Source organism: Streptomyces lucensis JCM 4490, from assembly GCF_014650035.1.
GTDB classification, from domain to species: domain Bacteria; phylum Actinomycetota; class Actinomycetes; order Streptomycetales; family Streptomycetaceae; genus Streptomyces; species Streptomyces lucensis.
Genome location: NZ_BMUE01000010.1, coordinates 249,938 through 274,659, shown reverse-complemented (window position 1 = coordinate 274,659; position 24,722 = coordinate 249,938). Strand labels below are relative to the sequence as shown.

Annotated in this window: 19 protein-coding genes; 12 read left to right on the top strand and 7 right to left on the bottom strand. The window is 70.6% G+C overall.

The window, feature by feature from the left end; genetic code table 11:
- Window positions 1–232: 232 nt before the first annotated feature.
- The 10 genes from ngcE (at window position 233) to IE177_RS23265 (ending at window position 13,881) form a co-directional block, all read left to right on the top strand.
- On the top strand, window positions 233–1,681 hold the full coding sequence (ngcE, locus tag IE177_RS23310; protein WP_190017332.1) for an N-acetylglucosamine/diacetylchitobiose ABC transporter substrate-binding protein: 1,449 nt from the start codon (window positions 233–235) through the stop codon (window positions 1,679–1,681).
- An 82-nt stretch (window positions 1,682–1,763) separates the two neighbouring features.
- Entirely contained in the window at window positions 1,764–2,699 is a 936-nt protein-coding gene (locus IE177_RS23305) for a carbohydrate ABC transporter permease (protein ID WP_190017331.1), read from the top strand.
- 14 nt (window positions 2,700–2,713) lie between these two features.
- Complete coding sequence (locus tag IE177_RS23300; protein WP_190017330.1) at window positions 2,714–3,637, top strand: carbohydrate ABC transporter permease; 924 nt, start codon at window positions 2,714–2,716, stop codon at window positions 3,635–3,637.
- A gap of 200 nt (window positions 3,638–3,837) precedes the next feature.
- Window positions 3,838–5,037 carry an ROK family transcriptional regulator gene (locus tag IE177_RS23295; protein WP_190017329.1) on the top strand — a complete coding sequence of 400 codons (1,200 nt, stop codon included), beginning with the start codon at window positions 3,838–3,840 and terminating at the stop codon, window positions 5,035–5,037.
- Between the two features lie 133 nt (window positions 5,038–5,170).
- Window positions 5,171–6,277: a substrate-binding domain-containing protein gene (locus IE177_RS23290; protein ID WP_190017359.1), complete on the top strand. Its 1,107-nt coding sequence runs from the start codon at window positions 5,171–5,173 to the stop codon at window positions 6,275–6,277.
- Between the two features lie 190 nt (window positions 6,278–6,467).
- Complete coding sequence (locus tag IE177_RS23285) at window positions 6,468–7,268, top strand: ATP-binding cassette domain-containing protein (RefSeq protein ID WP_190017328.1); 801 nt, start codon at window positions 6,468–6,470, stop codon at window positions 7,266–7,268.
- Window positions 7,265–8,575 (top strand): sugar ABC transporter permease, encoded by a 1,311-nt coding sequence (locus tag IE177_RS23280; RefSeq protein ID WP_190017327.1) that lies wholly within the window; start codon window positions 7,265–7,267, stop codon window positions 8,573–8,575. The genes IE177_RS23285 and IE177_RS23280 overlap by 4 nt, the downstream gene beginning before the upstream one ends.
- A 146-nt stretch (window positions 8,576–8,721) precedes the next feature.
- A complete protein-coding gene (gene dxs, locus IE177_RS23275; protein ID WP_190017326.1) occupies window positions 8,722–10,650 on the top strand; it encodes a 1-deoxy-D-xylulose-5-phosphate synthase in 1,929 nt (642 codons plus the stop codon).
- Window positions 10,651–10,804: 154 nt separating this feature from the next.
- Complete coding sequence (locus tag IE177_RS23270; protein ID WP_190017325.1) at window positions 10,805–12,328, top strand: amino acid permease; 1,524 nt, start codon at window positions 10,805–10,807, stop codon at window positions 12,326–12,328.
- 107 nt (window positions 12,329–12,435) lie between these two features.
- A complete protein-coding gene (locus IE177_RS23265) occupies window positions 12,436–13,881 on the top strand; it encodes a glycosyltransferase family 39 protein (RefSeq protein ID WP_190017358.1) in 1,446 nt (481 codons plus the stop codon).
- A gap of 173 nt (window positions 13,882–14,054) precedes the next feature.
- On the opposite strand, the gene IE177_RS23260 is transcribed toward IE177_RS23265, so the two are convergent.
- A complete protein-coding gene (locus tag IE177_RS23260) occupies window positions 14,055–14,420 on the bottom strand; it encodes a PIN domain-containing protein (RefSeq protein WP_190017324.1) in 366 nt (121 codons plus the stop codon).
- Between the two features lie 120 nt (window positions 14,421–14,540).
- On the opposite strand from IE177_RS23260, the gene IE177_RS23255 reads away from it, so the two are divergent.
- Window positions 14,541–15,557: a PLL family lectin gene (locus tag IE177_RS23255; protein WP_190017323.1), complete on the top strand. Its 1,017-nt coding sequence runs from the start codon at window positions 14,541–14,543 to the stop codon at window positions 15,555–15,557.
- A gap of 62 nt (window positions 15,558–15,619) precedes the next feature.
- Here IE177_RS23255 and IE177_RS23250 read toward each other — a convergent pair whose 3' ends face one another.
- The 5 genes from IE177_RS23250 to IE177_RS23230 form a co-directional block, all read right to left on the bottom strand.
- On the bottom strand, window positions 15,620–17,749 hold the full coding sequence (locus IE177_RS23250) for a 3-hydroxyacyl-CoA dehydrogenase NAD-binding domain-containing protein (RefSeq protein WP_190017322.1): 2,130 nt from the start codon (window positions 17,747–17,749) through the stop codon (window positions 15,620–15,622).
- On the bottom strand, window positions 17,746–18,963 hold the full coding sequence (locus IE177_RS23245) for a thiolase family protein (protein WP_190017321.1): 1,218 nt from the start codon (window positions 18,961–18,963) through the stop codon (window positions 17,746–17,748). The genes IE177_RS23250 and IE177_RS23245 overlap by 4 nt, the downstream gene beginning before the upstream one ends.
- A gap of 661 nt (window positions 18,964–19,624) precedes the next feature.
- Complete coding sequence (locus tag IE177_RS23240) at window positions 19,625–20,914, bottom strand: ribonuclease D (RefSeq protein ID WP_190017320.1); 1,290 nt, start codon at window positions 20,912–20,914, stop codon at window positions 19,625–19,627.
- Window positions 20,915–21,094: 180 nt separating this feature from the next.
- Window positions 21,095–21,751, bottom strand: a complete 657-nt coding sequence (locus IE177_RS23235; protein WP_190017319.1) for a response regulator transcription factor — start codon at window positions 21,749–21,751, stop codon at window positions 21,095–21,097.
- A gap of 282 nt (window positions 21,752–22,033) precedes the next feature.
- Entirely contained in the window at window positions 22,034–22,705 is a 672-nt protein-coding gene (locus IE177_RS23230; protein WP_190017318.1) for a DUF3000 domain-containing protein, read from the bottom strand.
- A gap of 98 nt (window positions 22,706–22,803) precedes the next feature.
- Between IE177_RS23230 and hemE the strand changes: the two genes are divergently transcribed.
- Window positions 22,804–23,871, top strand: a complete 1,068-nt coding sequence (gene hemE, locus IE177_RS23225) for a uroporphyrinogen decarboxylase (RefSeq protein ID WP_190017317.1) — start codon at window positions 22,804–22,806, stop codon at window positions 23,869–23,871.
- A gap of 1 nt (window position 23,872) precedes the next feature.
- On the opposite strand, the gene IE177_RS23220 is transcribed toward hemE, so the two are convergent.
- Window positions 23,873–24,697, bottom strand: coding sequence for a rhomboid family intramembrane serine protease (locus IE177_RS23220; protein ID WP_190017316.1), 825 nt, complete (start codon window positions 24,695–24,697; stop codon window positions 23,873–23,875).
- Between the last annotated feature and the right edge of the window lie 25 nt (window positions 24,698–24,722).

Here is a 24,722-nt window from a genome sequence, read left to right as displayed (position 1 = left end):
CCCCATGGGGTGCTCATATTTCCGGCAGGTCTCAACTCGGAAAAGACCCGCCGCGAACCATGTATTCGATCTTGATCCGCTGACGGGAAGTGGACTATACCTGTCGGCGCCCGGTAAAGAAGCACCCCCGGTATGCACGATGTACTTCCTGCACCACCCAGCTTGACCCGACAGCGGTGCCGGGAAGGATCCGGTTCACCGCCTGAGTCCTGGAGAAGGCGAGGACTTGAGCATGGGATCCACTTCCGGCGAAAACCGCGGTTCCACGGGTGTCGGCCGCCGCGACCTGATCAAGCGGTCCGCCGCGCTCGGTCTGGCGGGCGTGCCCGCGATGAGCTTCCTGTCCGCCTGTGCCAGCGGCGGGGGAGGCGGCGATTCGGACGAGGGCGACGTCAAGGGTGACGTGTCCAAGGCCAATCCCTTCGGCGCCAAGAAGGGCAGCAAGCTCGACGTCGTCGTCTTCAAGGGCGGATACGGCGACGACTACGCCAAGGCGTGGGAGGCCGACTTCGGCAAGAAGCTCGGCATCACCTCGTCCCACACCGGCACGCAGGAGATCACCGGAAAACTGCAGCCGCGCTTCAACGCCGGGAACCCGCCGGACATCGTGGACGACTCGGGCGCCCAGCAGATCAAGATCGACGTGCTCTACCGGAACGACTCGCTGCTGGACCTCTCCGAGGTCCTCGACGCGCCGTCCGTGGACGACCCGGGCAAGAAGGTCCGCGACACCCTCATCCCCGGCACCCTCGACCCGGGTGTGCAGGAGGGCAAGGTCGTGGCCCTCAACTACATCTACACCGTCTGGGGCCTGTGGTACTCCGGCAAGCTCTTCAAGGAGAAGGGCTGGGAGGCGCCCAGGACCTGGGACGACTTCCTCGCCATCTGCAAGGACGCCAAGAAGCAGGGCATCGGCGGACTCGCCCATCAGGGCAAGTACCCGTACTACATCAACGTCGCCATCATGGACCTCATCGCCAAGAAGGGCGGCATCGACGCGGTCAAGGCGATCGACAACCTCGACCCCAAGGCGTTCGCCGGCTCCGACGCGGCCGAGGCGGGCATCGAGGCGATCTACGAGGTCGTCGAGAAGGGCCTGCTGATGCCCGGCACCAACGGCCTGACCCACACCGAGTCCCAGACCCGCTGGAACCAGTACAAGGCCGCGTTCATCACCAGCGGCTCGTGGCTGGAGAACGAGCAGCTCAAGCAGACGCCGGCGGACTTCGACATGAAGTTCCTGCCGATGCCGCTGCTGTCCGGCAGCGAGATGCCGTTCGAGGCGATCCGGGCCGGCTCGGGCGAGCCGTTCATCATCCCGAGGAAGGCGGGCAACCTGCCCGGCGCCAAGGAGTTCATGCGGCGCATGCTCTCCAAGGAGTGGTCGACGCTGTTCGCCAAGGAGGCGAACTCCCTCACCATCCTCAAGGACGGGGTCGACCCGGGCGTGAAGCTGCGCCCCGGCACGCAGTCCACGGTCGAGGCGTCCAAGGCGGCCGGATCCAACACGTTCCGCTATCTGTACCCCGAGTGGTACAGCGAGATGGACACGGCGATCCAGAACGCGTCCAATGAACTCATGGCCAAGCGCATCCAGCCCAAGGAGTGGCTGAAGAGGTGTCAGGCCGCCGTGGACAAGCAGGCGAAGGACCCGGCGTCGAAGAAGAACCGGCACGAGTAGGTTCGCCTGGGCACCGCAGGGGCACATCGGCACAGGTCCGTGCCCCTGCGGTGTCGGTGCTGACCGGAATTCAGGGGCAGGTATGCGCAAAGGGCAGTACCGGTTCGTCGCGGGGTTCCTCTTCGTTCCCGTGGCGCTTTACGTGGTCTTCGTGATCTGGCCGTACATCCAGACGTTCGGCTATTCGCTGACCGACTGGAAGGGCCAGTCGCAGACCTTCGACTTCGTGGGCCTGGACAACTACCGGACCCTGTTCCAGGACGACGTCTTCCTGAAGGCCATCTGGCACAACATCCTCTTCCTGGTCTTCATCCCGGTGATCACGATCCTGCTCGCCCTCTTCTTCGCCTTCATGCTGAACGCGGGCGGGCGCGGCCGGGCCGGCGGGGTGCAGGGCGTGGCCGGCTCGAAGTTCTACAAGATCGTCTACTTCTTCCCGCAGGTGCTGTCACTCGCGATCCTCGCCGTGCTGTTCAACGCCGTCTACCGCAGTGACGGCGGCGGTCTGCTCAACGGATTCCTGATCAAGCTCGGACTGGTCGACGCGGGCAGCCCGGTGGAATGGCTCAACGAACCCGACATGGTGCTGTGGGCGCTGATGCTGGTCGTGGTCTGGCACGGCGTCGGCTTCTACCTGGTGCTGTTCTCCGCCGCCATGCAGTCCATCCCGAAGGACATATACGAGGCCGCCCTCATCGACGGCGCGGGCCGCAACCAGTCCTTCTTCCGCATCACCCTGCCCCTGCTGTGGGACACCGTGCAGACCGCCTGGGTCTACCTGGGCATCGTCGCCATGGACATGTTCGTGCTGGTCTCCTCGATGACCCAGAACATGGGCGCGTACGGCGGCGGCCCCGACCACCACAGCGACGTGATGTCGACGGTGATGATGCGCAACTTCCTCTACTACGGGAAGAGCGGCTACGCCTGCGCCATGGGCGTGATCATGCTGCTGCTCACCCTGGTCCTGTCCGTGGTCACGCTGCGCGCCACCCGCCGCGAGCGCGTCGAGTTCTGAGCGGAGTGCCGACGATGAGCGCCCTCACCAAGGAGACCACCCCCGCTCCCCCCGAGCGGCCCGTGGCCAAGATCCCCGTCAGCGCCGGCGAGCGGCGCGGCGAGGGCGTGGTCCTGAACGCGTTCTCGCACGGCTTCCTCGCCGTGTGGGCCCTGCTGATCGTGCTGCCACTGCTGTGGCTGGTGCTCAGCTCCTTCAAGTCCGACGCCCAGATCGGCGGCTCCGCGTTCGGCTGGCCGCACAACTGGTCCCTCGACGTCTTCGGCCGCGCCTGGGACAAGGGCATCGGCGACTACTTCCTGAACACCGTGATCGTCCTGGTGTTCTCGGTGCCGCTGACCATGCTCTTCGGCTCGATGGCCGCGTACGTCCTGGCCAGGTACCAGTTCTGGGGCAACCGGCTGCTGTACTACTTCTTCGTGGCCGGTGCCATGTTCCCGGTGTTCCTGGCCCTCGTCCCGCTGTTCTTCATGGTCAAGCGGCTGGACATGCTGAACACCTACCAGGGGCTGGTCCTGGTCTACGTGGCCTACTCGATGCCGTTCACGGTGTTCTTCATGCACGCCTTCTTCCGGACCCAGTCCACGGCGGTCTTCGAGGCGGCCGTCCTGGACGGCGCCTCGCACACCCGTACCTTCTTCCAGGTGATGCTGCCCATGGCGAAGCCCGGACTGGTCAGCGTCGGGATCTTCAACACTCTGGGCCAGTGGAACCAGTTCATCCTGCCCACGGTCCTCATGCAGCCGCAGAGCGGCTCCGACCCCGAGCGCTACCTGCTCACCCAGGGCCTCATCCAGCTGCAACAGCAGCAGGGCTACGCCTCCGACCTGCCCGTTCTCTTCGCGGGTGTGACCATTGCCATGATCCCGATGCTGGTCGTCTACCTGTCCTTCCAGCGCCAGGTGCAGGCGGGCCTGACCTCGGCGACGCTGAAGTAGCGCACGGGCGCGCACAGCGCCGCGCGACGGTCCGGACACACGCCGCTCCCGGCCTCGGGGGCGGCGTGCGCGCGTGTGTGCTGGCACCCGGAAACGGTTCAACCTCTTGACGTATGTGACCCCGAACGGCTCAGCTTAGAGTTCACTAGTTGGACATACACGGGGCCTCGCCGAAGCGGCCCCGCGCTCAGGAGGTCGTCGTGGAGACTCCAGGGTCGCAGTCGTCACTGCACCGGGCAAACCTGGAGCGGGTCGTCAGGGCCGTGCGCCTGGCCGGATCACTCACGCAAGCGGAGATCGCGCGGACGACCGGTCTGTCCGCGGCCACCGTCTCCAACATCGTGCGGGAGTTGAAGGACGGGGGGACCGTCGAGGTCACGCCCACGTCGGCGGGCGGGCGGCGGGCCCGCAGCGTCAGCCTGAGCGGGGACGCCGGGATAGTGATCGGCGTCGATTTCGGGCACACCCATCTGCGTGTGGCGATCGGGAACCTCGCCCATCAGGTGCTCGCCGAGGAATCCGAGCCGCTGGACGTGGACGCCTCGGCCGCGCAGGGCTTCGACCGGGCCGAGGAACTGGTCAGCCGCCTGATCGCGGCGACCGGGGTGGACCGGACCAAGGTGGCCGGCGTCGGGCTCGGCGTGCCGGGTCCGATCGACGTCGAGTCGGGGACCCTGGGGTCCACGGCGATCCTGCCCGGCTGGGGCGGCACCCGGCCCGCCGAGGAGCTGCGGGAGCGCCTCGGCGTGCCCGTGCACGTGGACAACGACGCCAACCTCGGCGCCCTCGGCGAACTGGTCTGGGGCAGCGGCAGGGGCGTGCGCGACCTGGCCTACATCAAGGTCGCGAGCGGTGTCGGCGCCGGTCTGGTGATCGACGGGAAGATCTATCGCGGCCCGGGTGGCACCGCGGGCGAAATCGGACATATTACACTCGATGAATCCGGCCCGGTCTGCCGCTGCGGAAACCGCGGCTGCCTGGAGACGTTCGCGGCGGCACGCTACGTGCTTCCGCTGCTCCAGCCCAGCCACGGCCCCGATCTGACGATGGAAGGCGTCGTGCGGATGGCCAGGGACGGAGATCCGGGCTGTCGTCGGGTGATCGCCGACGTCGGCCGCCACATCGGCAGTGGAGTGGCCAATCTCTGCAATCTGCTGAACCCGAGCAGGGTGGTCCTCGGCGGTGATCTCGCGGAGGCCGGAGAGCTGGTGCTCGGGCCGATCAGGGAGTCCGTCGGTCGCTATGCCATCCCCAGTGCGGCGCGCCAACTCTCCGTTCTCCCGGGGGCACTTGGAGGCCGCGCCGAAGTGCTCGGAGCGCTCGCCCTCGCCTTGAGCGAGATGGGCGATTCGACGCTTTTGGACGGAACGCTGTCCGTGGCGGCCCCTGCCTTCACTTAGAGAACGGATGGCACCGTTGCCATCTCGTTAAGGATTTACTTCTTGACGTCGCACGTGTGGCCGAGTTGACTTCCAGCCACCTCGGCCGCAACGACGCGGCCTCGTCAGGGAGGTTTCTGAAGTGAACGCACGTATGCGTCGTGCCGCCGTTGCCGTTGCCGCCGGTGCGATGGCCGTCTCGCTCGCCGCTTGTGGCAGCGCCAAGGAGTCGAAGGGCAGCGATGACTCTTCCTCCTCGTCGGCCAAGAAGGGCGACGACATCAAGGTCGGTCTGCTCCTGCCGGAGAACAAGACCGCTCGGTACGAGAAGTTCGACCGGCCGCTGATCGAGAAGAAGATCAAGGAGCTGACGAACGGCAAGGCCGAAGTCGAGTACAACAACGCCCGTCAGGACGCGAACCTGCAGGCCCAGCAGGTCGACACCATGATCACCAACAAGGTGGACGTCCTGATCGTGGACGCGGTGGACGCCAAGGCCATCCAGAACTCGGTCAAGAAGGCCGTGGACGCCGGCATCAAGGTCGTCGCGTACGACCGTCTGGCCGAGGGCCCGATCAGCGCCTACACCTCGTTCGACAACGAGGAGGTCGGCAAGACCCAGGGCGAGGCCCTGCTGAAGGCGCTGGGCGGCAAGGCCGGCAAGTCCTCCAAGATCGTCATGATCAACGGCTCGGTCACCGACCCGAACGCCGCCCAGTTCAAGAAGGGCGCGCACTCCGTCCTGGACGGCAAGGTCACCATCGCCAAGGAGTACGACACCAAGGAGTGGTCGCCGGACAACGCCAACTCCGAGATGGAGGCGGCGATCTCCTCGGTCGGCAAGGGCAAGATCGCGGGCGTCTACTCCGCGAACGACGGCATGGCCGGCGGTATCATCACCGCCCTGAGCGCCGCGGGCGTGAAGGTCCCGGTCACCGGCCAGGACGCCGAGCTCGCGGGTGTGCAGCGCATCGTCTCCGGTGAGCAGTACATGAGCGTCTACAAGCCGTACGCCCCCGAGGCCGAGGCCGCCGCCGAGATGGCCGTCGCCCTCGCCCAGGGCAAGTCGCTGGACTCCGTCGCCAAGGACAAGGTCTCCAGCAACTCCGCCAAGGACGTCCCGTCGGTGCTCGTCCCGGTCACCTCGCTGACCAAGGACAACATCAAGGACACGGTCATCAAGGACGGCGTCTACACCGCCGACGAGATCTGCGCCGGCAAGTACAAGTCCGCCTGCGAGAAGCTCGGTCTCAACAAGTAACGAACAAGCAGTCCCCCGTTCCCTCCCGTCCCGGGCGTTCGGCCGCGAGCGCCCTCCCGGAAGGCGACGGACTGCCCCCAGCTCCTCCGGTGCCCCGCGCACAGACAGCCCCGCAAGCTCGACGCGGGGCGCCGGACGGAACACCCCCAAACTTCTGCACAACCTCCCGCCGGGTCAGGCGGCGAAGGAGATGGTTCACGTGTCCGCTACGCCCGTGCTGGCGTTGCGCGGGGTCTCCAAGCGGTTCGGTGCCGTTCAGGCGCTCACCGACGTAGAGCTTGAGGTCCACGCCGGTGAGGTGGTCGCCCTGGTGGGCGACAACGGCGCCGGAAAGTCCACGCTGGTCAAGACGATCGCCGGCGTGCACCCCATCGATGAGGGCGCCATCGAGTGGGACGGCAAGGCCGTCTCGATCAGCCGGCCGCACGACGCCCAGGCCCTGGGCATCGCGACGGTCTACCAGGACCTCGCGCTGTGCGACAACATCGACGTCGTCGGCAACCTGTTCCTCGGCCGTGAGCTGAGGAAGTGGGGCGTCCTGGACGAGGTCGAGATGGAGCGCCGCTCCCGCGAGCTGCTCACGACGCTGTCGATCCGCATCCCCAGCGTCCGTATCCCGATCGCCTCCCTCTCCGGCGGTCAGCGCCAGACGGTGGCCATCGCCCGGTCCATGCTCGGCGACCCCAAGCTGGTCATCCTCGACGAGCCCACCGCCGCCCTCGGCGTCGAGCAGACCGCCCAGGTCCTCGACCTGGTGGAGCGACTGCGCGAGCGCGGTCACGCCGTCATCCTCATCAGCCACAACATGGCGGACGTGAAGGCGGTGGCCGACAAGGTCGCCGTCCTGCGCCTCGGCCGCAACAACGGCGTCTTCGAGGTCAAGACGACCTCGCAGGAGGAGATCATCTCCGCCATCACCGGCGCCACCGACAACGCCGTGACCCGCCGTGCGGCGCGCACGTCCAGCACGAACGGGGAGGTTTCCAAGTGAGCCTCGACAAGACCTCCGCGAACCTCGGCAAGGCGCCCTCCGGGGACGAGCACGTCGTCGAGAACCCCGAGGCCGCGGCCGCCGCGGTCACCGCGGTCGACCCGCGCCTGCTGGTGCGCGAGCAGGGCCTGCTCGGCTACTGGAGCGAGTTCAAGCGGAAGATGAAGGCCGGTGAGCTGGGCTCCCTCCCGGTGGTCCTGGGCCTCGCGATCATCTGCATCATCTTCCAGGTCCTGAACTCCGAGTTCCTCTCCGCGCAGAACATCAGCAACATCACGGTCACGATGGTCGGCACGGGCATGATCTCCGTCGGCATCGTCTTCGTGCTGCTGCTCGGCGAGATCGACCTGTCGGTCGGCTCGGTCAGCGGCGCGGCCAGCGCCCTGGCGGCCGTCCTCACGGTCAACCAGGGCTGGCCCGAGTGGGTGGCCGTGCTCGTCGCCGTCGCCGCCGGCGCGGCCATCGGCGCGCTGCACGGCTTCTTCTTCGCGGTGCTCGGCGCCCCCGCCTTCGCCGTGACCCTGGCCGGCCTGCTGTTCTGGCTGGGCTTCATGCTGAAGGTGCTGGGCGAGGACGGCACGATCAACCTCGACAGCGAGGGTCTGATCGGCAAGCTGACCACGTACACCTTCACCGACGTGGCCGCCGCCTACGGCCTGGCCGTCGTCGTGGTCGCGCTGTTCTTCGTCAGCTCGTTCCTCGGCAACCGGCGCCGGGAGGCCGCGGGCGTCCCGTCCCGGCCGCTCAGCGACACGATCCTGCGCACCGGGCTGCTCGCGGTGGTCTCCTTCGCCGCGGCGTACATGTACAACCAGTACAAGGGCCTGCCGCTGGCCACGGTGATCTTCCTCGCCTTCCTGGTCGCCACCGACTTCGTGCTGCGGCGCACCCCCTACGGCCGCAAGATCTTCGCGCTCGGCGGCAGCGTCGAGGCGTCCCGGCGTGCCGGCATCAACGTCACCGCGGTGCGGATCTCGGTGTTCGCCATCTCCGGCGGGTTCGCGGCGATCGGCGGTCTGTTCCTGGCCTCGAAGATCGCGTCGGCCAACCAGAGCGCCGGTACCGGCGACCTGCTGATGAACGCGATCGCCGCCGCGGTGATCGGCGGTACGTCGCTCTTCGGCGGACGCGGCCGCACCTGGAACGCCCTGCTGGGTGTACTGGTGATCGTCTCCATCCAGTACGGTCTCCAGCTGGAGTCCATCGCGGAGCCGGTGAAGTACATGATCACCGCCGCGGTCCTGCTCACCACGGTCGTGATCGACTCGATCACCCGCAAGACGCAGAAGACGGCGGGCCGCGCGTAACCACCCCGCGGTCGGACACAGTGCCCGGTGCCTTCCAGGCGCCGGGCACTGCCGTGTCCTACACCCGGACACCGGCCGCGAAGCCGGAACATTAGACTCGTCAAGCCCGGCGAAAGCTCGATCAGCTCTATTGCAAGGAGGCACGGGTGCCGCTGCTGACCCGCATCAGGGGACCGCGCGATCTGGACCGGCTCAGCCTGGAGCAGCTGGACCAGCTGGCAGGGGAGATCCGGACCTTCCTCGTCGACGCCGTGTCCAAGACCGGCGGCCACCTGGGCCCCAACCTGGGCGTCGTCGAGCTCACCATCGCCCTGCACCGCGTCTTCGAGTCCCCCAAGGACAAGGTCCTGTGGGACACCGGCCACCAGTCCTACGTGCACAAGCTGCTCACCGGCCGGCAGGACTTCTCGCGCCTGAAGATGAAGGGCGGCCTGTCCGGCTACCCCGCGCAGGCCGAGTCCGAGCACGACGTCATCGAGAACAGCCACGCCTCCACCGTGCTCGGCTGGGCCGACGGCATCGCCAAGGCCAACCAGCTCAAGAAGCGCGACAGCCACGTCGTCGCCGTCATCGGTGACGGGGCCCTGACCGGCGGTATGGCCTGGGAGGCGCTGAACAACATCGCCGAGGCCAAGGACCGCCCGCTGGTCATCGTCGTCAACGACAACGAGCGCTCCTACGCCCCGACCATCGGCGGCCTCGCCAACCACCTGGCGACCCTGCGCACGACCGACGGCTACGAGCGCTTCCTCGCCCGCACCAAGGAGATCCTCGACCGCACCCCGGTCGTCGGCAGGCCGCTCTACGAGACCCTGCACGGCGCCAAGAAGGGGCTGAAGGACTTCATCGCCCCGCAGGGCATGTTCGAGGACCTGGGCCTGAAGTACGTCGGCCCGATCGACGGGCACGACATCGAGGCGCTGGAGTCGGCGCTGGCCCGGGCCAAACGGTTCGGCGGGCCGGTCATCGTGCACTGCCTGACCGAGAAGGGCCGCGGCTACCAGCCCGCCCTCCAGGACGAGGCCGACCGCTTCCACGCCGTCGGCAAGATCCACCCGGACACCGGTCTGCCGATCGCCTCCTCCGGCGCCGACTGGACCTCCGTGTTCGGCGAGGAGATGGTCAGGCTCGGCGAGGAGCGCGAGGACATCGTCGCGATCACCGCGGCCATGCTCCAGCCGGTCGGCCTGGACAGGTTCGCCAAGCGGTTCCCCGACCGGGTGTACGACGTCGGCATCGCCGAGCAGCACGGCGCCGTGTCGGCGGCGGGCCTGGCCCACGCCGGTGTGCACCCGGTCTTCGCCGTGTACGCCACCTTCCTCAACCGCGCCTTCGACCAGGTCCTGATGGACGTGGCCCTGCACAAGTGCGGGGTGACGTTCGTGCTGGACCGGGCCGGTGTCACCGGCACCGACGGCGCCTCGCACAACGGCATGTGGGACATGTCCATCCTGCAGGTCGTGCCGGGCCTCAGGCTCGCCGCCCCGCGCGACGCCGACCAGGTACGGGCCCAGCTGCGCGAGGCCGTCGCCGTCGAGGACGCGCCGACCGTGGTCCGCTTCTCCAAGGGCGCCGTCGGCCCCGCCGTACCGGCCGTGGGCCGGGTCGGGGGCATGGACGTGCTGCGCGAGCCCGGCACCGACCGCCCGGACGTCCTGCTGGTCTCCGTGGGCGCCCTCGCCCCGATGTGCCTGGAGGTCGCCGGCCTGCTCGACCGGCAGGGCATCTCCACCACCGTGGTCGACCCGCGCTGGGTCAAGCCCGTGGACGAGGCCATGGCCCCGCTGGCCGAGCGCCACCGGGTGGTCGTCACCGTCGAGGACAACAGCCGCGTCGGCGGTGTCGGCTCCGCGATCGCCCAGGCCCTGCGCGACGCCGGCGTGGACGTGCCGCTGCGCGACTTCGGCATCCCGCCGCGCTTCCTCGACCACGCCTCCCGGGCCGAGGTCATGGCCGAGATCGGGCTGACCGCACCCGACATCGCCCGCCAGGTCACCGGTCTGGTCTCCAAGCTGGACGGCCGGTTCGACCGTACGGCGGCAGAGGTGGACGCCGTGGAACCCGCGCGCGACTAGCGCGAACAGCGCCTTACGGGCCGGTCCCGCCGCCTCTCCCGGTGGCGGAACCGGCCCGATTGCGTGAACCTGCCTTTGCCGGGGCACACGCGTACCCGGTCCTCTCGATCATGTTGAGCCATATCGAGGTCTCACAAGCGTGGGAGGTAGGCACGTGAGCAGCGCGCTCTTCAGGACGAAGAACGTCGAGCAGTCCATCCGGGACACGGAGGAACCCGAGCATTCGCTCAAGAAGTCCCTCTCCGCCCTCGATCTGACCGTCTTCGGCGTGGGTGTCATCATCGGCACCGGTATCTTCGTCCTCACCGGACAGGTCGCCAAGAACAACGCCGGCCCGGCGGTGTCCCTGGCCTTCGTGGCGGCCGGCGTGGTGTGCGCGCTCGCCGCTCTGTGCTACGCCGAGTTCGCCTCCACGGTCCCCGTGGCGGGTTCCGCGTACACCTTCTCGTACGCCTCCCTCGGCGAACTGCCCGCCTGGATCATCGGCTGGGACCTCGTCCTGGAGTTCGCCCTCGGTACGGCGGTGGTGGCCGTCGGCTGGTCCGGCTACATCCGCTCGCTGCTCGACAACGCGGGCTGGCACCTGCCGGCGTACCTGGCCGGCCGGGACAACGCCACCGGGTTCGGCTTCGACATCCTCGCCGCGGCGCTCGTCCTGGTGCTCACCGGCATCCTCGTGCTCGGGATGAAGCTGTCCGCCCGGATCACCTCCATCGTGGTCGCCATCAAGGTGGCCGTCGTCCTCATCGTGATCATCGCCGGCGCCTTCTTCATCCACGGCGAGAACTACAAGCCGTTCGTCCCGCACCCCGAGCCCGTACCGGCGGGCGGCAGCCTCAAGGCCCCGCTCATCCAGCTGATGTTCGGCTGGGCGCCCGCCAACTTCGGCGTGATGGGCATCTTCACCGCCGCCTCGGTGGTGTTCTTCGCGTTCATCGGCTTCGACATCGTCGCCACGGCCGCCGAGGAGACCCGCAACCCCCAGCGGGACATGCCCCGCGGCATCCTCGGCTCGCTGCTCATCTGCACGGTGCTCTACGTCGCCGTCTCCGTCGTCGTCACCGGCATGCAGAAGTACACGCGCCTGTCGGTGGAGGCCCCGCTCGCCGACGCCTTCAAGGCCGTCGGGCACCCCTGGTACGCGGGCGTGATCAGTTTCGGCGCCGCCGTCGGCCTGACGACCGTCTGCATGATCCTGCTGCTGGGCCAGACCCGGGTGTTCTTCGCGATGAGCCGCGACGGCCTGCTGCCGCGCTTCTTCTCCCGCGTCCACCCGCGCTTCAAGACCCCGCACCGGCCGACCATCCTGCTCGGCGTCATCATCGCGGTCGTGGCCGGGTTCACCAGCCTGAGCGAGCTGGCCGAACTGGTGAACATCGGCACGCTGTTCGCGTTCGTCGTCGTCGCGATCAGCGTGATCATCCTGCGCAGGACGCGCCCCGACCTGCCCCGCGCGTTCCGCACCCCCTGGGTCCCGGTGGTCCCGATCGTGTCCGTGTGCGCCACGCTGTGGCTGATGCTCAACCTGCCCGCCGAGACCTGGCTCCGCTTCGCCGTCTGGATGGTCATCGGCATCGTGGTCTACCTCCTCTACGGCCGCAAGCACAGCCTGCTCGCCCTGCGCGAGCAGGCCGCGGCGGGTGAGCTGTCCGGGCCGCCGCCCGGGGACAAGAGGTAGGCGGCCGATCGCTTCCCTCCGCCCCGTTCGCCGATCGCTCCCTTCAGCCCCGTATGTTCCGCTTCGCCGGAGGTGCGGGGCCGGATAGCGTGCTGTCCGTGCTGCCCATGCCCGCCGCCCCGCTCACCTCCGCACGGCCCGCGGCCACCCGGACGGCGTACTGGACACGGCTGCTGCCCATGCTGGCGGCCCTGGCCTGCCTCACCCGGGTACCGTCCTTCGTCCGCCCGCTGTGGAACCCGGACGAGGGCTTCCTCGCCGTCCAGGCGGGTCTCCTCGCGCAGGGCGGCCGGCTGTACGAGACGGTCGTGGACCGCAAGCCGCCCCTGGTGCCCTGGCTGTACGAGGCCGCCTTCGCGGTCTGCGGCTCCGGCTCACTGACCCCGCTCAGGGTGCTGGCGGTCCTCGCCCAGCTGCTCACCGCCGCCCTGCTGGCCTCCGTGGCCCGCCGCCGCTGGGGCGACACCGCCGGACGCACCGCCGGGATCCTGTACCTGCTGCTCTCCGTCGGGCTGAACCCCGAGGACGCGCAGGCGGCCGTCTTCGAGGTGTTCATACTGCCCGGCACGGCCGCCGCCCTGTGGTGTGCCGACCGCGGGCGCTGGGGCGGGGCCGGGGCCGCCGTCGCCGCCGCGTTCCTCGCCAAGCAGACCGGCGGTGCGGTGCTGCTGCCGGTGGCCTGGCTGCTGCACCGGCAGGCCGACGCCCCGCGCACGGCCGTACTGCGGCTGGCGGCCGGGTTCGCCGTTCCGGTGCTCGGCGCGGCCCTGCTGACCGACCCGGCCGGATTCCTGTTCTGGACGGTGACCGGCTCAGCAACGTACGCCACTCTCAGCGGGTCGGGGCTCCACGTCCTGAACCGGGCCCTGGCCAACGCGGCGCTCCTGGCCGGCGCCTCGGCGGCCCTGATCCCGCCCGTCGCACGGGCCCTGCGCGACGGGCGCGGTCCGTCGGCCGACCTGTGGCTGTGGCTGGCCTCCTCGGCCGCCGCCGTGACCCTCGGCTTCCACTTCTTCGGCCACTACTACCTCCAGCTCACCGCGCCGATCGCCCTGCTGGCCACCGCGGCGCTGCGGTTCCTGCCCCGGGAGCGGCAGGTGTCCGCCGTGCTCGCGTCGGTCTGCTGCTGCGTCCTCTTCCTCGCCTGGGGCCTGTTCGCCCCGCGTGCCGAACTCACCCACGCGCAGCGGCTCGCCGCCGCCCTCGAACGGCGCACCACGTCGGCCGACCGGGTCCTCGTCTGGGGGATGCACCCCGAGACGTACTGGCTGTCCGGCCGGACCCCCGCCACCCGTTTCCTCACCGCGGGCCTGCTCACCAACTACAGCGGCGGCCGGGACGGTCCGCGGGTCGGCGAGAAGTACGCCGTGCCGGGCGCCTGGCCGGTGTTCCGCCGGGAGATGAGCGCGCACCGCCCCGCGCTCGTCGTGGACGACTCCCGGGGCCGGCCCTACGCCCCCGACCGTGTCCCCACCCTGCGCCGCCTGCTCGCGACCGGCTACGAGGAGGTGGACCGGGTGGACGGCGCGGTGCTGTACGCCCGGGCGGAGTAGCGGTTCCGCTCACCGGCGCTCGCGGGGTGCCTCCCCCAGAGGGGGGACCCCCAGCGCCCACCCGTGCCGCCCCAGCGGCACGACTGCCCGCGACTGCGCCCAGGGGCGCGGGGAACTGCGCGGTCGACCACGACGCACCCGCGGACGAAGGCGGCCGAGCCCCCGGCGAGGGATCAGCCGAGGAGGACGCGGGGGCCGGTCACCTCCGCGCCCAGCGCGGTCACCCTGCCGCGCAGTCCACGGTCCGCGGTGACCACCAGCCGGTGACGGCCGGCGTGTTCGGCGGTCAGCTCCACGATCCGGTCGTCACCGCTCCCGGACGCCGGCTCCACCCGTACCCCCGGCACGGACTCCACCCCGCGCGCCGCGCCCTCGACGACGAGCACCATCTCCACGGGCTCGGCGTGACCGGGCAGCCCCCCGGCGGCCAGCCGGTCCCGCAGCCGTTCAGCGGCCCCCTTGCGGTCCCGCCACCAGCCGTCGGGCCGCGACCCCACGACGTTCGCGCCGTCCACGATCACCAGCAGCGGCTCGTCCATGCCGCCAAGGGTCCCATGCCCCCATGCCCCCATGCCCCCATGCCCCCACACCCCACGTCCGCCGGCCCGTGGCCCGGGGCCGGGCCACGGGCCGGCGGACGACCGGCTTAGAGTGAACCGGTGAACGGCGATTGGCTCATGCGCGGCCGAGACGGCCGGCTCAGTGTCTACCGGCTGTCGGGCGCCGCCGTCCTGTGCCGGGCGGAGAGCGGCCCCGGCGGCCCCTGGACCGCCGAGCGCAAGGTCGGCGGCGACCAGAAGCTGCACCCCGTCCTGGCGCTCGGCCAGGGCGCCGACGGCTACGCTCACCTCGTCTCCTGGCGGCCCACCGTCAAGGGCGAGGCGGGGCTCGTGCACTCCACCCACTTCCGCCCGCGTCTCGCGGCCCTGGACTGGACCCCCATCGGCCACCCGAACAAGAAGGGCGACCGCACCGGCACACCGGCCGTCGCCGTGGACGCCCAGGGCCGGGCCCACGTCTTCGTCCGCAACGCGGGCGGGGGAGTGAGCATGGTCGCGCAGAAGGAGAAGGGCGGCTGGGATCCCTGGCGGGACCTCGAGGGCACGGAGGTCCAGGACGGTCTCGCGGCGGTGACGGGGGAGTCCGGCCGCGTCGAGCTGTACGCGGCCGTCCCCGGGGGCCTGCTGCACTGGCGTCAGGAGACGCCCGGCGCCCAGCCCGTACGCCAGGAGGCCCTGCAGGCGCCGGTCCGCCCGGGCACCCTCAGCGCCCTCGCCACGTCCGCCGACGGCACGACCGTCTTCTACACCGACACCTCCGGCGACCTGTGCGCCTGGCGCCCCGGGGGCAAGCCGGTCACCCTGCTGCCCTCGGCCGGCTCCGGCCCCGTCTCGGCGGTCCGCTGCGACCTGGACGGCCACGACTGCACCCTGCTCGCCCAGCGGTCCGCGAGCGGCCGGGTCGCCTTCGCCGCCTATCCGACGGAGCTGGAGTCGGCGGGCGCCTGGTGGACCGAGTCCGGCCCGCGACTCCCGCTGGACGCACGGGTGTCCGTGGCGACGGACGAGAACGAGCGGGTGGTCGCGGCAACGTTGTCCCCGTCGACCGGCGGGCTGTTGCTGACCCGGCGGAAGGACGAGCCGGGGCTCGCGCTGGAGGCCTGGCGGCAGGTCTGACGCCGGCCACGGCGAAGGGCCCCCGCCCGGAGGCGGAGGCCCTCTTCACACCGGTACGGCGCTTACGCCGGGACCGACGCCACGCCCGGGGCCAGGAACCTCTTGCCGTTCACGCGCTCCGAGACACCCTCGCGGTCCAGGTACGGCGTGATGCCGCCCAAGTGGAAGGGCCAGCCGGCGCCCGTGATCAGGCACAGGTCGATGTCCTGGGCCTCGGCGACGACGCCCTCGTCGAGCATGAGCCCGATCTCCTGCGCCACCGCGTCGAGCACCCGCGCCCGCACCTGCTCCTCCGTCAGGACGACGTCGCCCTGCTTGAGCAGCGCGGCGACCTCCGGGTCCAGCTCCGGCTTGCCGCTGTCGTAGACGTAGAAGCCGCGCTTGCCCGCCTCGACGACCGCCTTGAGGTTGGGGGAGACCGTGAAGCGGTCCGGGAACGCGCCGTGCAGCGTCTCGGAGACGTGCAGACCGATCGCCGGGCCGACCAGCTCCAGGAGCACCAGCGGCGACATCGGCAGACCGAGCGGCTCGACGGCCTTCTCGGCGACCTCGACGGGGGTGCCCTCGTCGATGACGTTCTGGATCTCTCCCATGAAGCGGGTGAGGATGCGGTTCACGACGAACGCCGGGGCGTCCTTCACCAGAACCGCCGTCTTCTTCAGCTTCCTGGCCACCGCGAAGGCGGTCGCCAGGGAGGCGTCGTCCGTCTTCTCGCCGCGGACGATCTCCAGCAGCGGCAGGACCGCGACCGGGTTGAAGAAGTGGAAGCCGACGACCCGCTCCGGGTGCTTGAGCTTCGACGCCATCTCCGACACGGAGAGGGAGGAGGTGTTCGTCGCGAGGACGGCGTGGGCGGGGGCGACCGCCTCGACCTCCGCGAACACGTTCTGCTTGACGCCCATCTCCTCGAACACCGCTTCGATGATGAAGTCGGCGTCCGCGAAGCCCTCGGCCTTGTCCAGGACACCGGTCACCAGCGCCTTGAGGCGGTTGGCCTTGTCCTGGTTGATCCGGCCCTTGCCGAGCAGCTTGTCGATCTCGGCGTGGACGTAGCCCACACCCTTGTCGACGCGCTCCTGGTCGATGTCGGTCAGCACGACCGGCACCTCCAGGCGGCGCAGGAAGAGCAGCGCGAGCTGGCTGGCCATCAGACCGGCGCCGACGACGCCGACCTTGGTGACCGGGCGGGCCAGGTTCTTGTCCGGGGCGCCGGCGGGACGCTTGCCGCGCTTCTGGACGAGGTTGAACGCGTAGATGCCCGAGCGGAGTTCGCCGCCCATCATCAGGTCGGCGAGCGCCTGGTCCTCGGCGTCGTAACCCTGCTGCAGCTCGCCGTTCTTGGCGGCCGCGATGATGTCCAGCGCGCGGTAGGCGGCCGGAGCCGCGCCGTGCACCTTGGAGTCCGCGACGAAGCGGCCCTTGGCGACGGCCTGGTCCCAGGCCTCGCCGCGGTCGATGACCGGGCGCTCGACCTCGATGTCGCCCTTGAGGACCTGAGCGGTCCACAGCAGCGACTGCTCCAGGAAGTCGGCGCCCTCGAACAGGGCGTCCGCGATGCCCAGCTCGAAGACCTGCTTGCCCTTGAGCTGCTTGTTCTGGTTGAGGCTGTTCTCGATGATGACCGAGACGGCCTTCTCGGCGCCGATCAGGTTCGGCAGCAGCGTGCAGCCGCCCCAGCCCGGGACCAGACCGAGGAAGACCTCGGGAAGGGAGAACGCCGGGATCGCCTTGGAGACGGTCCGGTAGGTGCAGTGCAGACCGACCTCGACGCCGCCGCCCATGGCCGCGCCGTTGTAGTAGGCGAAGGTCGGCACGGCCAGCTGCGCCAGGCGCTTGAAGACCTCGTGGCCGCCCTTGCCGATGGCGACCGCGTGGTCGCGCTCCTTGAGGATCTCCACGCCCTTGAGGTCGGCGCCGACCGCGAAGATGAACGGCTTGCCGGTGATGCCGGCGCCGACGATCGCGCCCTCGGCCGCCTCCTTCTCGACCTGGTCGATGGCGGCGTCCAGGTTCGCCAGCGAGGCCGGGCCGAAGGTGGTGGGCTTGGTGTGGTCCAGGCCGTTGTCCAGCGTGATCAGCGCGAAGCGGCCGGCGCCGAACGGCAGGTCGAAGTGGCGCACGTGCGCGCTGGTGACGACCTCGTCGGGGAACAGGTCCGAAGCCTGCTTCAGAAGCTCGGTGGTGGTGCTCACTTGTCCCCCTCGAAGTGCGGGTTCTCCCAGATGACCGTCGCGCCCATGCCGAAGCCGACGCACATGGTGGTCAGGCCGTAGCGGACCTGCGGCTGCTCCTCGAACTGGCGGGCCAGCTGCGTCATCAGGCGGACACCGGAGGAGGCCAGCGGGTGGCCGAAGGCGATCGCGCCGCCGTACTGGTTGACGCGCTCGTCGTCGTCCGCGATCCCGTAGTGGTCGAGGAAGGCCAGGACCTGGATGGCGAAGGCCTCGTTGATCTCGAACAGGCCGATGTCGGAGATGGACAGGCCCGCCTTGGCGAGGGCCTTCTCCGTGGCCGGGATCGGGCCGTAGCCCATGACCTCCGGCTCCACGCCCGCGAAGGCGTAGGAGACCAGGCGCATCTTGACCGGCAGGCCGTTCTCGCGGGCGAAGTCCTCGCTGGCGATGATCGACGCGGTGGCGCCGTCGTTCAGGCCGGCCGCGTTGCCGGCGGTGACCCGGCCGTGCACGCGGAACGGGGTCTTGAGGCCCTGCAGGTTCTCCAGGGTGGTGCCCGGACGCATCGGCTCGTCGGCGGTGACGAGGCCCCAGCCGGTCTCGCCGGCCTCCGCGTTCGTCCGGCGCACCGAGATCGGCACCAGGTCCTGCTGGATCTTGCCGTTGGCGTACGCCTTGGCGGCCTTCTCCTGCGAGCGCACCGCGTACTCGTCGGCGCGCAGCTTGGTGATGTGCGGGTAGCGGTCGTGCAGGTTCTCCGCCGTCATGCCCATGAACAGCGCGGACTCGTCGACCAGCTTCTCGCTGACGAAGCGCGGGTTGGGGTCCACGCCCTCGCCCATCGGGTGGCGGCCCATGTGCTCCACGCCACCGGCGATGACGGCGTCGTACGCGCCGAACGCGATCGAGCCGGCGGTGGCGGTCACGGCGGTCAGGGCGCCGGCGCACATGCGGTCGATCGAGTAGCCGGGCACGGACTGAGGCAGGCCCGCGAGGATGCCGGCCGTGCGGCCGAGGGTCAGGCCCTGGTCGCCGATCTGCGTGGTCGCCGCGATGGCGACCTCGTCGATCTTCTGGGGGTCCAGGCCGGGGTTACGGCGCAGCAGCTCCCGGATCGCCTTGACGACCAGGTCGTCGGCGCGGGTCTCGTGGTAGATGCCCTTCGGGCCCGCCTTGCCGAACGGGGTACGGACGCCGTCGACGAAGACGACGTCCCTGACGGTACGAGGCACGATGGCTCTCCTCCAGGTACGGGACGCTGAGCGCTTGCTTAAGCCCATGCTACTTGCGAGTAATGTAGCTGCACAGCCCTGCCGCCGGGAGCGGTGAACGTCACACCGGAGGAACCGCCCACCCGGGCCCGAATCGACCGGCGCGACGGTATGGCTTGATCTTTACGCCGGGGCAGCGCTCTTCGGGCCGCCGGAACCCACTGCGGACGTCGCGGCCTCACAGCGACCGCCGGCACACGCCGGCACACGCCGGCCCCGCTCGGGCCGGCCGGGGGCCGCGGCCACCGGGCACCCGGCCTGATCCCCGGGAGGGGGGGCCCAGGGGATGTCCCTCCGCGGAGCGGAGCCGCGGCCACCGACACCCCGGGCCCGCTGACGCCCGGCTCCGCCGGGGCCGCCCACGCCCTTCCGGGCATCGCGGCCGGATGAGTGCTGGCTGCCCGCGCGTGCGGGGTGCCTCCCCCGGGGGGGTACCCCCAGCGCCCACCCGTGCCGCCCCGGCGGCACGACCGCCCGCGGCTGTGGCGGGGCGCCGGCGGGTTCTGGGCGCCGGCCCTGACGTGCCGCGACCGGCGGGTCCTCGGCGTAGGCCCCCGGCAGCGCCGCGATCGGGAGGTTCCGGGTACCCGCCGTGACCCGACAGCGCCGCGACCGGCAGGTCCTAGGCGCCCTTCCCCGACAGTGCCGCGACCAGTACCGGCGTCACCTGCTCCACCTGCCACGGACGCGCGCCGTAGCCCGCGAGCGCGGTCTCCACGGACCCGGCGTCCGCGACGGCCGGCGGCTCCCAGCACAGGCGGCGCACGGTGTCCGGTGACACCAGGTTCTCCTGGGGCATGTTCAGCCGCTCGGCCAGGGCCGAGACGCCCGCCCGGGCGGCGGACAGCCGGGCCGCGGCGGCGGGGTCCTTGTCGGCCCACGCACGGGGCGGCGGCGGGCCGGTGACGGGCTGGCCGGGCTGCGGCAGCGCGGTGTCGGGAAGCGCCTTGGCCCGGTCGACGGCCGCCTGCCACTGCTCCAGCTGCCGTCGCCCGGTCCGGTGCCCGAACCCGTTCAGCGCGGCGAGGGCGTGCACGTTGGACGGCAGGGCGAGCGCCGCCTCGACGATGGCCACGTCGCTGAGCACCTTGCCCGGCGACACGTCCCGCCGCTGGGCGATCCGGTCCCGCGTCTCCCACAGCTCCCGTACGACGGCCAGCTGCCGGCGCCGGCGCACCTTGTGCATCCCGGACGTGCGGCGCCAGGGGTCCTTGCGCGGCTCGGTGGGCGGCGCGGACGCGATCGCGTCGAACTCCTGCAGGGCCCACTCCAGCTTCCCCTGCCGGTCCAGCTCCTTCTCCAGGGCGTCCCGCAGGTCCACGAGGAGCTCGACGTCCAGCGCCGCGTAGCGCAGCCACGGCTCGGGCAGCGGCCGCGTGGACCAGTCGACGGCGGAGTGCCCCTTCTCCAGGACGTAGCCGAGGACGCCCTCGACCATGGCCCCGAGGCCGACACGGGGGAACCCGGCGAGCCGGCCGGCCAGCTCGGTGTCGAAGAGCCCGGTCGGGACCATGCCTATCTCGCGCAGGCACGGCAGGTCCTGGGTGGCCGCGTGCAGCACCCACTCGACGCCGGACAGCGCGGCGCCGAAGCCGGACAGGTCGGGGCAGGCGACGGGGTCGATCAGGGCGGTGCCTGCACCCTCGCGGCGCATCTGAACCAGATACGCGCGCTGGCCGTACCGGTAGCCGGAGGCGCGCTCGGCGTCCACGGCGACGGGGCCGGAGCCGGCGGCGAAGGCGGCGACGACCTCGGCGAGGGCGGCCGCGTCCGTGATCACGGGAGGAATGCCCTCGCGGGGTTCGAGCAACGGAGTCGGCGCCCCCAGCACAGAAGATCCGGCGTCGTCCGGAGGAGTACCTCCGGTGATGCGCAGGGAGCTGTCTGCAGCGGTGTCTTGGGCGTCGGTCACCTGTCAAGGGTATCCGTGAGTGGGCGGCGCCCGTCGCCGGAACGTTCCGGCGACGGGCACCCGGGGGTCGCAAACCAGTCAGGACGGTGAAACTTCCGGTTCAGACGAGTGAGCCGGCGGTACGTCGACGGGGGTACGGACGGGCACGCTCCCGCCAGGGGCGCGCGCGGGGGACAGGGGTCAGTGGATGATTCCGGTACGCAGGGCCACGGCCACCATGCCGGCACGGTCGCCGGTGCCCAGCTTGCGGGCGATACGGGCCAGGTGGCTCTTCACGGTGAGGGCGGACAGGCCCATCGAGACGCCGATCGCCTTGTTCGACTGGCCCTCCGCGACCAGCCGCAGCACCTCGACCTCGCGTCCGGACAGCTCCCGGTAGCCACCCGGGTGGCTCGGGGCACCCGGGGGACGGCGGTGCAGCCGGGCGGCACCGAGCGGAGCCGCACCGGGCCGGGTGGGGAGACCGATGTTGGTGCGGGTGCCGGTGACGACGTAGCCCTTGACCCCACCGGCCAGGGCGTTGCGGACCGCGCCGATGTCGTCGGCGGCGGAGAGGGCCAGGCCGTTGGGCCAGCCCGCGGCGCGGGTCTCGGACAGCAGGGTCAGGCCGGAGCCGTCGGGCAGGTGGACGTCGGCGACGCAGATGTCGCGCGGGTTGCCGATACGGGGACGGGCCTCGGCGACGGACGAGGCTTCGATGACATCGCGCACGCCGAGCGCCCACAGATGTCGGGTGACGGTCGAGCGGACCCGCGGGTCGGCCACGACCACCATGGCGGTCGGTTTGTTCGGGCGGTAGGCGACCAGGCTTGCGGGCTGCTCGAGGAGAACGGACACCAGGCCTCCTGGGTGGGGGGACGGGGCCGGCTTGTGGGGATGTAGCCGGGACGAACGGTGCTTTCAAGGTCACAGTCGTCTTCGGCAGCAAACTCGTCCGCCTTTAGAGAATGATCACGATCTAGTGAGTAACAATCCGTGCAATTCGGACACGCGATCGATCACCCGAAGATCGAGTCGGTTCGAGCGGATGCGATTCGAGTACGGAAAGTGGCCGTATCGACAAAGAGATGGTCAACAGGGCATCCATGAGGATGACACCGCCGGAACCCGCGGGTCAGGTCACCGTGACTGCGGGCCCCTGCGCTGCGGCAGCGTCACCACCGAGGCGTCGCCCGGACCGGCCGGCGGCAGCCCCCCGACCTGCGCCAGCAGGTCGCACCAGGAGGCCAGGTGGGCGGCCGTGTCCGGCACGCCGCCCATACCCTCGCGGGGTGTCCAGGAGGCCCGGATCTCGATCTGCGAGGCGGCCGGCCGCTCGGCCAGGCCGCCGAAGTAGTGCGAACTCGCGCGCGTGATCGTGCCGCTCGGCTCGCCGTAGCCCAGTCCGCGCGCCTGCAGCGCGCCGGTCAGCCACGACCAGCACACCTCCGGCAGCAGCGGATCGGCCGCCATCTCCGCCTCCAGCTCCGCGCGCACCAGCGTCACCAGCCGGAAGGTGCCCCGCCAGGCCTCGTGCCCGGCCGGGTCGTGCAGCAGTACCAGCCGCCCGTCGGCCAGCTCCTGCTCGCCGTCGACCACCACCGCCTCCAGCGCGTACGCGTGCGGGGCGAGGCGCTGCGGCGCGGGTGTCGGCTCCACCTCGACCTGCGGCCTCACCCGCGCCGTCCGCAGCGCGTCCACCGCGGACCGGAACGCGGGCGGCAGCGCACCGCCCGCCCGCCCCTGCGCGGTGTCCTCCGCGTCGTCCATTCCGTCAGCGCCGTCCGACAGTCGTCCCTGAGCCGCAGCCATGCCGGGAAGAGTAAGGGGAACCGGGCCCGCGCGCAGGCAAGGACACCCCCGAAGGGCGGGCGCACTTCCCCGCTCCGGGCCGTGCGAGACTTGCCGTCGTGAGTGCCAACGCAAGCCCTTCGGGCCAGCCGCCGACAGCGACGTACGACAGCGCCTTCCTCAAGGCGTGCAGGCGCGAAGCGGTGCCGCACACCCCCGTGTGGTTCATGCGCCAGGCCGGCCGCTCCCTGCCCGAGTACCGCAAGGTGCGCGAGGGCATCCCGATGCTCGAGTCCTGCATGCGCCCGGAGCTGGTCACCGAGATCACCCTGCAGCCGGTGCGCCGGCACGACGTGGACGCGGCGATCTACTTCAGCGACATCGTCGTCCCGCTCAAGGCCATCGGTGTCGACCTCGACATCAAGCCCGGCGTCGGCCCGGTCGTCGAGCAGCCCGTCCGGACCCGCGCCGACCTGGCCCGGCTGCGCGACCTCAGCCCCGAGGACGTCTCCTACGTCACCGAGGCGATCGGCCTGCTCACCCGTGAGCTGGGCCCGACCCCGCTGATCGGCTTCGCGGGCGCCCCCTTCACGCTCGCCAGCTACCTGGTCGAGGGCGGCCCCTCGCGCACCTACGAGAACGCCAAGGCGATGATGTACGGCGACCCCGAGCTGTGGGCCGACCTGCTCGACCGCCTCGCCGACATCACGGCCGCCTTCCTGAAGGTGCAGATCGAGGCCGGCGCGAGCGCCGTCCAGCTGTTCGACTCCTGGGCCGGCGCCCTGGCCCCGGCCGACTACCGGGGCTCGGTGATGGCCGCCTCCGCGAAGGTCTTCCGGGCGGTCGCCGGCTACGGCGTCCCGCGCATCCACTTCGGCGTCGGCACCGGTGAACTGCTGAAGCTCATGGGCGAGGCCGGCGCGGACGTCGTCGGCGTGGACTGGCGTGTCCCGCTGGACGAGGCCGCGCGCCGGGTCGGTCCCGGCAAGGCCCTCCAGGGCAACCTCGACCCGACGGTCCTGTTCACCGACAAGGAGACCGTCGAGGCCAAGGCCGGCGAGGTGCTCGACGCCGCCGCGGGCCTGGAGGGGCACGTCTTCAACCTCGGCCACGGCGTCATGCCGAACACCGACCCGGACGCGCTGACCCGGCTGGTCGACTACGTGCACACGCGCACGGCGCGCTGACTCACCACGTGTAACGGGGCCGCGCCCGCCTGCCGAACAGCAGGCCGGGCGGCTCCGGTGGGGCGGGCGTGCCGGGCTTGAGCGGCCAGGCCAGCAGCATGCCCGCGACGAACCCCACGACATGTGCCGCGTACGCCACGGTCCCGGCGCCGGAGACGCCGTGGCCGGAGGAGTACACCGCCTGCAGCACGAACCAGGAGCCCAGCACCAGCCAGGCGGGCAGCCGCAGCGGCAGGAAGACCAGGAACGGGACGAGGACCCAGACCCTCGCCCGCGGATACAGCACCAGGTAGGCGCCGAGGACCCCGGCGACGGCGCCGGAAGCGCCGATCAGCGGGTCCGAAGAGGAGTCGTTGAGCAGCGCGAAGCCGTAGCCGGCCGCGTAGCCGCAGACGACGTAGAAGAGGAAGAAGCGGATGTGGCCCATCCGGTCCTCGACGTTGTTGCCGAAGATCAGCAGGAAGAGCATGTTCCCCAGCAGGTGCAGCCAGCCGCCGTGCAGGAACATCGCGGTGAAGACCGACAGCGCCGGGGACTTGTCGTAGCCGGGCGGGGCGACGACGCAGCCCGGCCCGTGCGGGCCCACTCCCACGCCGCCCGTGGGAACCAGCCGCGGTACCTGGTGGTGTATCAGTTCTCTGGGTATCGCCGCGTAGTGGTCCATGAAGGCCTGCAGATCACACAGCCGCGCCAGATCGTTCCCCCCGGTCACGGAACCGGCGATACCGGGCGTGGTGAGGAACACGAGCACGTTGGCGGCGATGAGCGCGTACGTCACCCAGGGGGTGCGGCGCACCGGGTTCACGTCATGGACGGGGATGACCACACAGAAGTAGTGCCCGCGATGCGGC